Origin of the sequence: Psychrobacter sp. AOP5-GZ1-6, from assembly GCF_052376345.1 — a bacterium.
In the GTDB taxonomy this organism is placed as follows: Bacteria; Pseudomonadota; Gammaproteobacteria; order Pseudomonadales; family Moraxellaceae; genus Psychrobacter.
Genome location: NZ_JBQSVP010000082.1, coordinates 1 through 13,683, shown reverse-complemented (window position 1 = coordinate 13,683; position 13,683 = coordinate 1). Strand labels below are relative to the sequence as shown.

Annotated in this window: 10 protein-coding genes; 1 reads left to right on the top strand and 9 read right to left on the bottom strand. The window is 40.9% G+C overall.

Annotation, left to right across the window (positions count from 1 at the left end; translation table 11 throughout):
• Window positions 1-8 precede the first annotated feature (8 nt).
• Genes ACT3RN_RS10655 through ACT3RN_RS10640 form a run of 4 tightly spaced genes read right to left on the bottom strand, consistent with a single transcriptional unit; the run spans window position 9 to window position 6,403 of the window.
• Window positions 9-1,073 (bottom strand): hypothetical protein, encoded by a 1,065-nt coding sequence (locus tag ACT3RN_RS10655; RefSeq protein ID WP_192519779.1) that lies wholly within the window; start codon window positions 1,071-1,073, stop codon window positions 9-11.
• Between the two features lie 10 nt (window positions 1,074-1,083).
• Complete coding sequence (locus ACT3RN_RS10650; protein WP_192519780.1) at window positions 1,084-4,590, bottom strand: toxin VasX; 3,507 nt, start codon at window positions 4,588-4,590, stop codon at window positions 1,084-1,086.
• Window positions 4,587-5,459 (bottom strand): hypothetical protein, encoded by an 873-nt coding sequence (locus ACT3RN_RS10645; RefSeq protein ID WP_192519781.1) that lies wholly within the window; start codon window positions 5,457-5,459, stop codon window positions 4,587-4,589. The genes ACT3RN_RS10650 and ACT3RN_RS10645 overlap by 4 nt, the downstream gene beginning before the upstream one ends.
• A gap of 2 nt (window positions 5,460-5,461) precedes the next feature.
• Window positions 5,462-6,403, bottom strand: coding sequence for a DUF2345 domain-containing protein (locus ACT3RN_RS10640; RefSeq protein WP_192519782.1), 942 nt, complete (start codon window positions 6,401-6,403; stop codon window positions 5,462-5,464).
• On the opposite strand from ACT3RN_RS10640, the gene ACT3RN_RS10635 reads away from it, so the two are divergent.
• Window positions 6,389-6,610, top strand: a complete 222-nt coding sequence (locus ACT3RN_RS10635; RefSeq protein ID WP_192519783.1) for a hypothetical protein — start codon at window positions 6,389-6,391, stop codon at window positions 6,608-6,610. The genes ACT3RN_RS10640 and ACT3RN_RS10635 overlap by 15 nt on opposite strands.
• Before the next feature lie 70 nt (window positions 6,611-6,680).
• On the opposite strand, the gene ACT3RN_RS10630 is transcribed toward ACT3RN_RS10635, so the two are convergent.
• The 5 genes from ACT3RN_RS10630 to ACT3RN_RS10610 form a co-directional block, all read right to left on the bottom strand.
• On the bottom strand, window positions 6,681-7,742 hold the full coding sequence (locus ACT3RN_RS10630; RefSeq protein WP_192519784.1) for a DUF6708 domain-containing protein: 1,062 nt from the start codon (window positions 7,740-7,742) through the stop codon (window positions 6,681-6,683).
• Between the two features lie 19 nt (window positions 7,743-7,761).
• Window positions 7,762-8,829: a hypothetical protein gene (locus ACT3RN_RS10625; protein ID WP_192519785.1), complete on the bottom strand. Its 1,068-nt coding sequence runs from the start codon at window positions 8,827-8,829 to the stop codon at window positions 7,762-7,764.
• Between the two features lie 13 nt (window positions 8,830-8,842).
• A complete protein-coding gene (locus tag ACT3RN_RS10620) occupies window positions 8,843-12,178 on the bottom strand; it encodes a toxin VasX (RefSeq protein ID WP_192519786.1) in 3,336 nt (1,111 codons plus the stop codon).
• A 26-nt stretch (window positions 12,179-12,204) separates the two neighbouring features.
• Window positions 12,205-13,053, bottom strand: a complete 849-nt coding sequence (locus ACT3RN_RS10615) for a hypothetical protein (RefSeq protein ID WP_192519787.1) — start codon at window positions 13,051-13,053, stop codon at window positions 12,205-12,207.
• Between the two features lie 2 nt (window positions 13,054-13,055).
• A partial coding sequence (locus tag ACT3RN_RS10610; protein ID WP_444518622.1) for a DUF2345 domain-containing protein occupies window positions 13,056-13,683 on the bottom strand: 628 nt, incomplete at its 5' end.

Below are 13,683 nucleotides of genomic sequence, written 5' to 3'. Positions count from 1 at the left end.
ATAACTAGCTAACTATTATATGCCACTACCGCCCAAGCAAATAAACCAGCATTAATAAGTATGATACACACCCATCTGACATTAACTTCCCAATTTCTACCTTCAAAGGCTAATTTGGCTTCATCAGTTATAGGCTGTATCGGATAGGGATTGTCTTGTCCATCCCAAGTTAAAAGCTTTTGCACGTCAGGATGTAAGATAGCTCGTTTGGTACATTGATAATGATTGGCCTGAAACAGATTACCTAAAGCGATTATTGAGCCTATTATAAAGACCATGATCTGACCGCCACCAGAATGATTGCTAGGCAGTATGCCACTTTTGCGATAGACGATATCAGCACAGGCAAATAGTGATTTGCTTGTGTCAGCTGGATAAGCCTCACAGAACTTAGCGTCTATTGGTAACTCATCTGCAGGGCTTTCCATATAAGTGCGGATAAATGCCCATTGTACACGTGGGTTGACTCTATAATCTTCTAGCTTTAGATGATGGGTGATGTCGCCTGTCTCAGGATCGGCGACATATAGATTGAGCGGTGTGTAGGCTCGATTGTATGGGTCTTGATGCAAGTCTGGATGTACGTCTTTATAGTCAACTATTTTCAGCTCATAAGGCTGTCTAAACTTCCAGAGTGGACGGTAGTAGTAAGCTATTTTTTGTTCTTTTTTTAAAAAGTAGTATTGGGTGCGAAACGGTTTTTTTGCAATGATCTGATAAAATATTAGGATTAGGGGTGTGCAAAATACTATAAACATAAGTATGCCTAATAATACAAACCATATTGTGAAACCAGATAAAACAAAATCAATATTTATGATAAACAATAAAATGAAAACAACAGAGAACATATAAGAAAAAAAATAGACCCAGCCTATAGCAAAATAAAAATACCAAAAGTACGCTGGTAAGAAGGTCAGATAATCGGGATTAACATCATGAGTTTCTTTGTTAAGATGTTCAATATCTTCAGTATTTTTTAATAAGCTTTTGTCTATACTGGCGGTATAAGGGCGGTCAATAGGATTATGAAGCTCACTGATATGCTGGGCAAAGTCGTTGCGTAATTGCATGTTGTTATCCTTATTGACTTGTGACGCTTGTACGTAGTTGATAATATGGATTCATACTTGGGTTGAGCGCATACTTCACTACGGCTCTGAGTTTATCAATTTCACGACCAGCATTAGCTTGTGCTATCTCTTTAGCTTCTTGCATTTGGCGTTGCTTATTGGGATTTAGCGTCCCGTCTCTATGTGAACCTAGATATTGCGCCTGAAAGTGACTGGTCTTAGGAATATCTAATACGACCTCTACTCCTTTTGATGTTTCAATAGCTTTGTTTTGTCGTTTAAGCGCTTTTATATTAAATGATTTTCTATCTAATCCTAGCTCTTGACTGCCGATACCGATAAACTCAACGACAATCTCACTATCATCATTCCATTGACTTAAAGTGACTTCTATTTGTCCCGATAATGTTCGTCTAAAGTCAGCAGTGCTTGTTGCAAACTTCGGATTAACTTGTATTTCAGTTAAAGCTAGGGAGTAAGCGTGCATGTCTTGCTCAAGGCTACCCATTGCCTGTATTTTAAAAGGATTATTGGGATATTCGCTATTTAGCATAGCCTTATTACCAAACACACCAGCATCAAGCCAATAGTGAATCGGTAAGATGTGACTTTTATCATAAGTAAAAGCTATCCATTGAGCGATTAAGCTTACAGCCCATGCCACAGCCACAATGCCAATCACCCATGGCATGACAAAACCAAATCCAATAGCTAGACTGGCAATACCTGCTGCGCCCGCTGAAATCATTGCAACTCCAGTTCCTATAGTACTAGCTTTGCTTTTACTCTCTAACTGTCTCACTAATGAAATAGACAAACTATAAACCTCAAACCCAGCACCCACAGCACCAAGTACACCGACACCGAGGCTAATCCTTGCTATTGCAGCAGTACTGGCACCCCGTATCTGCATACCAGCGGCAGCGACATCAAGTGCCGCCCCCGTCAACGCAAGGGAAGTACTGGCATAGTTGGTCATAAACTCAAGCGCCATAAGGTCGCCACGATCTGCCATGTCACTAAAGCGACTTTTTCCTATCCACACACTACGCAACTGAAATAAGCCAATCCCTGCAGATATCAATGCGGCCTTACCTGCACTGTTACGCTCTAACTGTCGCTGTGCCCCGCTATTGCTATCGACAAGTTTATTGAAATCGGTTTGTCCATCAGCAATTGATTGATTGACTGACGCTGAAGAGTCAGCAGTTGCCTTATCTGTATACATCGTCACCACCATGTGGGCATTTTTATCACCACCCGCCGCCTTGTTGTAAATATCTAATGCTTGTTTATTGACGCCTAGGGAGTGCATGAAATCTACCGCAAAAGGCACACCACTACCTGAAACCTGCTTGACCGCTCCAGTATCTATACTTGAAGGCATAGTTACCATATGTGACATTGCTTTGTTGATTCGATTATTTACAAACTTCCCTAACCATTTGGTCGCCTTTTCGGGACTATATTTTAATACTTTTTGTGCCAGTCGAAACCCTGTAGATTGATTGACTGACGCCTGTGTCCATAAGTCCATCCTGTACAACCAGCGGTTATTTTCCTTAATGTAGCTCATATTATTACTCATCGTCTGTACGATTCGAGCTTTATGACTTGCCAACTCATTAAGGTGCTGGATTTTTTCTGCGGTCTTGGCTTCTATAGCTTTTTGTTTGGCTTCATGTTTAAATGTATTGATCCAGTTTATTGCTGTACCAATGAAGTCACTCGCTCGCGCGAAGTTTTCATATGCTGGCGCAGCTTGCATTTTTTGATTATCGTCAAGGTTTAAACCTATTAAGGCTTTGGATAACCAGTTGTCTTCAGGTGGTTTTTCTCCTGAAAGACAAGGTAATAACGACTGTTCAAACTCTTGTTTGGCAGTCATACCTCTTGCCTGATCTGGCTTGTAATCTGACCATATCGCATCTGGTATGCCAATATTACTCTCATCAATACCAATACCTTGAGTCGCTTCAGCGATAATTTGAGCATAGCCCAAATGGCTTTCTTCATCATTTTCTGGAAAGTCTTCACGCATGACAAAAGCAAATTCAGAGCGTTTAATTGCGTCTACGAATATTTGGCGTGCTGCTGAGATTGCAGCCTTATTTTTGCGGCTGTTTTTCGCAGATGCTAAGACATATTTGAATTTTGATTCATCAATGTAACTATAGACATTCCTACCAACTGCTGATTCTTTCTTATGATTACGACTAAGTCCCGCTCTTGAGTAACCCTGTTGTTCATGAACTGACGATTGATTAGCCGCTTCTACACTACTTTTAATGTTATCAATAATAATGGCATTGACTTGCTCTCGAATTTGACCTTTATTTTTTTGAGCATCATCTAATTTCTTAAGTAGGTAATTCCGTTTCTCCGCTGCTGCCAACACATCTCCTACAGGGTCGTGTAGAGCAACCATCATAGGTTTAGTATCTTTTAGGATTTTCAATTGGTGCTTGTCAGACTTTTCGTCTAGTTTATCACTCTCACTATCCCCGTAGCCCTCATTTATATTATATTCAATATCGCTTATCCTATCATTAATACCCCTTTCCATATTTTTGTATAGCTGAAAAGCCGAACTTATAGCACCATTAGCATCCTCTTTTAGGATAATCTCCTCAACTTCTCCATCTTCATCTTCACCAACAACTTCTTTTGCATATTTTTCATGTATTGCAAGTTTATCACCGATGTCACCGCCCTGCTCTAGCTGCTTTCGTTGATGAAAGCTATTTATATAATCTATTTCCGGGAGGTATTCAGACATATATTTAGTATTTTTATTATCAATCAAGTCATCAGCGACGAACTTTTGCATACGCTTATCGCGTAATGCTTCATCATAAAAATATTTTTTTAATGCTGCTTTACTTAGCTGGGCATGACTGACCATGAGCCATACTACCTGACCTGTTTCTAAGGTAATATATTTACTATCTAACGTACTATGACTATCTCGATCGCAGGTAGCTGGCTGTACCATTTCGTCAAATGTGTCATCGTCAGGCTCATCTATATTTGTCACCTCTATCTTATTAGTATCTTTTTCTTCAAAACTATCTTTGTTATACGTTGTAACTCTTTTTAATGCACCATCTTTACCTGTAAATATTTCTTCAAAAAACTTTTCTTCATCTCCATCACCATCAATATAATCATAAAAACAATAAAGGTAGGTGTATGTAGGTAGGCTCGCGATAGCATCATGTTTGGCTGATTTTGAAGACAACCCATCCCCAAAATAACGCTTATCCTTGCGACTTACTCTATAATCATCTCGACTAAATACCACAGGTAAAATCGGTATACCTGTATATCCACATCCATAACCACAGTTGTTGGCAAATACTGTGATTGCGTCTAATTCAACAGACGGCTGAGAGCCATCAACCGTACCTTCTGATGTTTGCTCTACCAGCATTGGTTCTTGGTGCTCTGATACATCTGCTTCCTTGTCATCCATTCCGACAGTACTTTTTATAAAATCCCACAAACCATCACTCATGCCTGTACTCCTTTATTTTTAATTCGCTCTAAGCTTTCGACAATATTCTTAATGGCTTGCTGCTGCGACATTTTACGCTGAGCAATCAGTAGAGCTTGACTGATGATAATGTCATAAACTCGATCATTGATTACCACTTGACCCTTTAACTGCCGCAGTATCATATTTATCCACTCTGTTTGCTCAAGCAGTGCCCACTGCTGCTGACTGAAGCGAAAAGGTAACGGCTTAAGTTGCTCTAGTGTCACTTTCGTATTAGACGGATAGACCTCATTGGGTGTCGGCAACGTTATCTCTATAAAGGTGTTATTCCAATCTACATAGTGAATACGAGGTAACCGCAGTTGATATACTTGCAGCTTTTGTTGATCAGTCCACAGGTGTGTTAATAGCGCTAATACTCTAGGGTCCCAATAGCGCAAATAACGACGCTTGTTTGTCCCCATTCCATACGCCTGTCCTATCAGATAGATACTATGCTTGAGCGTTTCGGTGATAGGTTGATCAAACAACCATAGACAGACGCTACGTGGGTGCGGATGACCAGATATATCATAAGTGTTTTCATATAGTGCCAATGCCAATAGCTGCTCAAGTAGCCGTTGACCTTTACTACTATCGAGTGATATCTCAATAAGTGCCAAATCATCGTCAAAGCTATGATGAATGCGTTTGATGCGCTCAAATGGCAAATCTATGCCGCAGTCTAATAGATCAAAGACTGCTGTGCCGTAAGTATTTAGATCAATAAGGACTGTCAGCGTTTGATATTGATTGTCATAGACTGTTAGATATAAAGCCTTAAGTTGCTTTTGATACTCGTCAGTCGCCTGAATATCATCGAGAAACTCTACTTTTGGTATTAGCATGCCTAAACCGCTCCACCTTTATTGCCAGCACTACCAGTTTTGGCAGCACAGTCGGCAAGTTCGTCTTGAGGCATGGTAATCGTTGGGCTACTACCACCCCCACTACCCCGATCCACCTTACTTGCCTTATAGCCCACTTGAGCAGGCGTGATAAACGTCACATTACCACCTGTTATCTCTATACCACTACCTGCTGATTTTAGGGTCAGCGTATCAGGCGCGATGATCTCGATACTATCTCGGCTATGCAGGCGTAGTACTTGCTCACTGTCTAGACGCATCTGATCTTGATGCGCTTGTATCGTTACATCACCATGAGCCGCGGTATGGGTCTGAGCTTTGTTTGAGTAGTAATGGATATCACCTGCCACCAGTTGGTTCATCTGGGTTTGACTGTGATGATGGGTGCTGCCTGTTGCGTGGCTATGCGTGTTTTCAGTACTGGTATGTTGACTGTGTTGTCCTGTGAGCATGGCAAGGTGACGTTGAGAGTCGATGAGCAGGTTGGACTGTTGCCACTGCCCGGCATCATCTAGTGCGCTGTCATTGGTATCTTCGCTAAATTGACCAAATGCGGTTTGTTGTTCTCCTTCCTTGTTATTGCTTCGGCTACTGCTTTGATTGCTGCCATCTATGCCGACAGGTTGATGGGTTTCTGCTAGGCTTTGATAGGCTATTTGATGTTGGTCAGCGGTTTGTAGTTTGCTATGGCTGTCATGGCCCATGTGAGGGTTTGATGAAGGGTCCGACTGGCTACTACTGATATGAATGCCTGTGCTGCCTTGGATATTGGCAGCGGCTTGGGGCTCGATACTGATACCTTGTCCACGTGCTTGGCCACGGGTATGGTCGGTATGCTGATACAGATGACCAATGGTTAGGCTGGACTGGTAGCTGCTGCTATAGGCGTTGATCTGCGGACTCTCAGGATGGGCATCAAACATAAGCTGGTTATAGCCATTAGTGATGCTGTCTTTGGTCGCATCGCCTCTGCGACTGCTATCAATGCTTTGGGTTTTGATACCATCTATGGGGTATGCATGGCTTTGGTTAATGAACCAAGCTGGACTGGTGGCGTCGATGCTGTTGTGCTGAGCATCGATATTGCCTTGTCCGTTATGGGTGCTGCCGATGATGATAGGATGGGTTAAGTCACCACCGATGAAGTCGATGAGGACATGCTGTCCATGACGCAGAGGATGGCTAACAGTAAATAACTAGCTAAGCATTATAAGCCACTACCGCCCAAGCAAATAGACTAGCATTAATCAGTATGATACATACCCATCTGACATTAACTTCCCAATTGCTACCTTCAAAGGCTAATTCGGCTTCATCAGTTATAGGCTGTATCGGATAGGGATTGTCTTGTCCATCCCAAGTGAGTAGCTTACTGACGTCAGGATGTAATATAGCTCGTTTGGTACATTGATAATGATTTGCCTGAAATAGATTACCCAAAGCGATTATTGAGCCTATGATAAAGATCATGATCTGACCGCCACCAGAATGATTGCTAGGTATTATGCCGTTTTTGCGATAGATAATATCAGCACAGGCAAATAGCGATTTGCTTGTGTCAGCTGGATAAGCCTCACAGAACTGAGCGTCTACTGGCAACTCATCTGCAGGGCTTTCCATATAAGTGCGAATAAATGCCCATTGTACGCGTGGGTTGACTCTATAATCCTCTAGCTTGAGATGATGGGTGATATCGCCAGTCTCAGGATCAGCGACATACAGATTGAGCGGTGTGTAGGCTCGATTGTACGGATCTTGATGCAGGTCTGGATGCACATCTTTATAGTCTACTATTTTCAGCTCGTAGGGCTGTCTAAACTTCCAGAGTGGACGGTAGTAGTAGGCTATCTTTTGCTGCTGCTTTAAAAAGTAGTATTGGGTTCGAATAGGATATTTTCTAACTAATTGATATAAAAGAAGGAGGACAGGTATTCCAGCTGCAAAAAGATATAGTAATGTACCTAAGATATTAATCGCACCCCATCCTTCAGGTCTTATATAAACATAAGTAATATCATCATAAATGAAATTTGTTAAGAAAATCGCTGATACGTAAATCCAGCCCATCGCAAAATAAAACACCCAAAAGTACGCTGGTAGGAATGTTAAGTAATCAGGATTAATATCGTGAGTTTCTTTATTAAGATGCTCAACATCTTCAATACTATTGAACAGCTTATCATCTATATTCTGACTATATGGACGGTCAATAGGATTATGAAGCTCGCTAATATGTTTGGCAAAGTCATCGCGTAATTGCATGTTATTATCTCAATCTCTATCAACTATTATAAGCCATCACCGCCCAAGCAAATAAACCAACGTTAATAAGTATGATACATACCCATCTGACATTAACTTCCCAATTCCTACCTTCAAAGGCTAATCTGGCTTCATCAGTTATGGGCTGTATCGGATACGGATTATCTTGACCGTCCCATGTCAGTAGCTTCTGCACATCAGGGTGTAAAATGGCTCGTTTGGCAGTTTGATAATTGTTTCCTTGCAATAGATAGCCAAGTGTAAATAGTGAGCCTATTATAAAGACAATGATCTGACCACCGCCTGAATGCTGCGTATCAAGAATACCGTATTTACGAAAGACGATATCGCTACAAGCAAATAGTGATTTACTGGTATCAGCGGGATAAGCTTCGCAAAACTCAGGATTTATCGGTAAGTCGGTGGCATTACTTTCCATATAGGTACGGATAAACGCCCAATGTACACGCGGGTCAACACTGACATCATGCGGTTTTATATGGTGGGTAATATCTCCTGTGTTAGGATTCGCGATATATAGATTCAATGGAGTGTATGCTGTGTTATTTTTGATGGTGTGTATTTCAGGAATAAGGTCTTTATAATCTACTATTTTTAATTCAAAAGGTTTAAAAAACTGTAGTGAAGGGCGATAATAATAAGCGACCTTTTGCTCTTTTTTTAAAAAGTAGTATTGAATGCGGTACGGATGTTTTCTTATAAGTTGATAGAGAAGTAGAATTAGAGGTGTACAGGACGGAATAAATACAAATAATGCTATAAAAATATCTAGTAATAATAGAGGTATATTAGAACTTTGTAAATCTAAAAGACCGTTAGTAAAAAGAATAAGAAACATGAAAGTAGAAAAATAAATCCACCCTATACCAAAATACCAATACCAGAAATAGCTGGGGAAAAAAGTTAAGTAGTCGGGATTAATATTAGCAATCTCTTTGTTGAGGTGCTCGATATCCTCGCTATCTTTTAATAGCACTTTATCAATCTTGCTGCTATAAGGACTTTCAAGAACTTCTTGTAGCTCATTAATGTGTTTGGCAAATTGACTATGCTTGTCTTCAATCATTGGCTTATCCCTATTAGCTTGTTACCGTGGTGCGCAGTTGATAATGCGGATTGATACTTGGATTTAATGAGTACAAGACCACCACTCTTAGCTGTTCAATTTGACTATTCGGATTATTGCGTGCCCTTTGACGGGCTTGTTCCATACGCTTTTTCTCATTGGGATTTATTGTTCCTTCTCTTTCTGATCCTAAATACTGTGCCTTGAAGTGACTGGTCTGAGGAATATCCAAAGTAACCTGTAGTACTTTGGATGTTTCAACGGCTTTGTTTTGTCGTTTAAGCGTTTTTATATTAAATGATTTTCTATCTAGTCCTCGCTCTTGGCTGCTGATACCGATAAACTCAACGACAATCTCACTATCATCATTCCACTGACTTAATGTTATCTCTATTTGTCCTGATAATGTTTGTCTAAAATTAGCAGTACTTGTTGCAAATTTTGGATTAACTTGTATCTCAGTCAAAGCCAAGGAGTAAGCGTGCATGTCTTGCTCAAGGCTACTCATTGCCTGTATCTTAAACGGATTATTAGGATACTCGTCATTTAGCATAGACTTATTGCCAAAGACCCCAGCATCTAGCCAATAATGAACGGGCAATATATGACCTTTATCATAGCGAAAGGCGACCCACTGAGCGATAAGACTGACGCCCCAAGCAATTGCTATAATAGCGCCAAGCCAAGGTAATACAAAAGCACCTGCGCTTGCAAATACCAATGTGCCATAGCCAAGACCTGCTACACCTGCTGTAAATGCTGAGCCAATTGCTATGTTTGTAGCTCTTTCACTGATACCACTCTTGTTCTCCATATGTCTTTCAAGACTTATATTTAGGCTATACACCTCAAACCCAGCTCCCACAGCGCCAAGCACACCCACGCTTAAACTAAGCCTTGCCACCCATGCACTACGCGCCGCTTTCATCTGTAATCCCGCATTAGCGACATCAAGGCTGGCTGTGGTCAATGCAAGCGTGGTGCTTGCATAAGCGGTCATAAACTCAAGACCCAAACGGTCGCCTCTACGCGCCATACTACCAAGACTGCTCTTGCCCATCCATATACTACGTAACTGAAACAGACCAATACCTACTGATACTAGTGCCGCTTTGCCTGCTGATTGGCGCTCAAGCTGACTGTATTGACCATTGATAGGATCAAGATCGCTGTTGAGCTGAGCGACCTGTCTAGTTATGTCTTCATTAATGGTTTGCGTGGTACGTGCGATATCTTCGCTTGCATACATAGTGACTACAGTACGAGCATGCTCATTACCATTAGCTGATTTATCAAATATATCTAGAGCTGTTTGATTCACACCATGTGAGTTTACTAAATCTATAGCAATTGGCGTTTTGACTGAGGAGGCGCTACTGACAACTCTATTGTCGATACTGGCTGGTAGTAGCGTGGCATGGGGTTTGGCTTTATTAATAGATCGGCTTAGACGTTGCTCACTCCATTTAAGTACGGCTTCTGGACTGTACTTTAGAACTCTTTGCGCCAGTTTAAACCCTGTAGCTTGATGCACAGTGGCTTGTGACCACAGGTCAAGCTTGTAGAGCAGTTTGTGATTGTCTTTTATATGTGCCATGTTACTGCTTAGAGTTTGTACGACTTGCGCTTTGTAGTTAGCAAGATCGTTGAGACGCTCAATGTTTTGAGCTTGACTGGTCTTTATGTTCTGTTTTTGCTTTTTAGCTTTAAATGCCATTGCCCAGTTTGTCGCCGTACCAATAAAGTCACTGGCTCGGGGGGCTAAGTTTTCAAAGGTTGGTGCATCTGCCATCTTTTGATTATCTTCTTTATTAAGTCCAATAAGCGCTTTAATTAACCAGTTGTCTTCAATAGGTTTCTGACCTGTGATACAAGGTAATAGCGATTGTTCAAACTCTTGCTTGGCACTCATGCCTATTGCTTGCTCAGGCTGATAGTCTGCCCATATGCTGTCAGGTATGCCGATATTACTCTCATCAATACCGATGCCTTGAATAGCTTGGGCGATAATTTGCGCATAACCTACATGACTGTCCTCATCATTTTTAGGGAAGTCTTCACGCATTACCCTAGCAAACTCTGGATTTGTAATGGCCTCGATAAAGGTTTGACGTGCAGCGGCAATAGCGGCTTTGTCTTGACGGCTCTTTTTTGCCTCCTCTAGGACAGCTTGAAATTTTACTTGATTGATATAGTTATAAATGTTTTTATTATTTTTTTGGCTGATCTCATTGCGACCTGTTATGTGATCAGCCATAGTACCAGGCGCTTGCGGTACAGTTGAATCATACTCAACACTTGCTTCTAAACTTTGTCGGATATTATCAATAATGATAGCATTGACTTGCTCTCGAACTTTACTTTTGTCTTTATATTTATCATCTAGCTTTTTAAGTAGATAGTTCCGCTTCTCTGCTGCCGCAAGTACTTCGCCTACTGGATCTGGTAGAGCGACCATCATGGGTTTTATTAGTTTTTGACTTGCAATTACGCTTTGGCTTTCGGCGATGACTTTCGACGATGTTTTAACTGGTAACAAATGACTCTCTTTGAGCTCTAATTCTAAAGACTCTACGTGATTATCAATACTATTCTGCATCCTTCTATACAAAGCATTTGCAGCAGCATAACTTCCTGAATGTGTTTTTCTATCTATAGACTTCTCATCGATTTGATATTTAATATTGAAGGGATCAGAACTTTCACTATTCGAAAGATGCTTTCTTAGATGAAAGCTTTTCATATAATTTAGCAAAAACTTACTATTTTCAGGTTTATCTAAATATTCAGTATTTGAGTTTTTTGCTAACGCTTCTGGATCAATTTTTTGCATTCTTTTTTTTCGATAATCTTCATCTACTTCAAGTTTCCAAATTTGATCTTGGCTTAGTTTGGCATGGCTAATCATCAGCCATATCGACTCAAAATGGTTCAAACTTATGAATTTGGAATCTAAAGTATTATGATTTTTTTTTGTACAAGTAGGAGGTTGTGCTTGATCTTCACCTTGAGAACCTCCAAGTGATATTCGTTTTAATGCTCCGTCTTGACCTGTAAAATAAACTCCTTTTCTGTTGAGTGGTGCTCTTCTATCAACATACATATATAAATAACAATTAGATGGCAAGCTAGTTAAAGCATTGTGACTCTTAGAATCTAATGTCAAATCATGTTCGAAATAGCGTTCGTCTTTACTATTAATTTTATAATTTAACTTACTATAAACTACAGGTAATATAGGTATACCCATTGACCCACAACCATAACTACAATTAGCATCTAGTGAGTCATTTTCATTTGACATAAGAAGGGGTGGTGGCTGATTGGACACTACTAGTTTATTTGCCATCTTATCATTCCTCAAATACTGTTTTGTTAATTACTTAATTCATTTACTATCTTTGTTGTTGCCTTTATCCTACCGTGATAGTTTGACCGCATGGAAGTTGCATTAGACAGTACTACCTCATAAACCCGATCTGTAATCATTACCTGCTCTTTTAACTGTCTAACTATCATATTCATCCACTCTATCTGCTCTAGTAGTGACCACTGCTGCTGACTAAATCTAAACGGTAGCGATTTAAGCTGCTCTAACGCCTTTTGAGTATCGGCTGGATATACCTCATTTGGTGTAGGTAGAGTCAATACGGTCATCTCATTATTCCAGTCAATATAGTAAATATGAATCAGTCCTAGCTGATGTATCTGTAACTTTTGCTCAGCTGTCCATATATGAGTCATTAAAGCTAATACTCTAGGATCCCAATAGCGTAAATAGCGCTTTTTATTTGAGCCTAGCCCGTACGCTTGACCCATCAGATAGACGCTATGTTTCAGCCTTTCCGTAATGGGCTGCTCAAAGAGCCATAGACAGACGCTACGTGGGTGAGGATGACCTGATACATCATTGCTATTTTCATATACGCTTAATGCAAGTAGTTGCTCAAGTAGACGTTGATCAGTACTACTATTTAGTTGAATGTCGATAAGTGCTAGATCATCCTTAAAGGTATGATGAATACGTTTGATGCGCTCAAATGGCAAATTAGTGCCGTTATCGAGTACGGCAAAGACGGCAGTTCCATACGTATTGAGATCAATGATAACTGTCAACTGCTGATATTGATTATTGGAGATGACTTTGTACACGGCTTTGAGCTGCTCTTGGTATGCGTGAGTGTCTTGTATGTCGTCCAAATACTCAACTTGTGGTAATAGCATATCTAGACAGCTCCACCTGTTTTACCAGCACTTTCCGTTTTTGCAACGCAGTCAGCAAGTTCGTCTTGCGGCATAGTAATCGTTGGGCTACTTGCACCCCCACTACCCCGATCCACCTTACTTGCCTTATAGCCCACTTGAGCAGGCGTGATAAACGTCACATTACCACCTGTTATCTCAATACCACTACCCGCTGATTTTAGGGTCAGCGTATCAGGCGCGATGATCTCGATACTGTCTCGACTATGCAGGCGTAGCACTTGCTCACTATCTAGACGCATCTGATCTTGATGCGCTTGTATCGTTACATCACCATGAGCCGCGGTATGGGTCTGAGCTTTGTTTGAGTAGTAATGGATATCGCCTGCCACCAGTTGGTTCATCTGGGTTTGACTGTGATGATGGGTGCTGCCTGTTGCGTGGCTATGCGTATTTTCAGTACTGGCATGTTGGCTATGCTGCCCTGTGAGCATGGCAAGGTGACGCTGAGAGTCGATGAGCAGGTTGGCTTGTTGCCACTGTCCGGCATTATCTAGTGCGCTGTCATTGGTATCCTGGCTAAATTGGCCAAATGCGGTTTGTTGTTCTCCTTCCTTGTTATTGTTTAGGCTACTGCTTTGACTGCTGCCA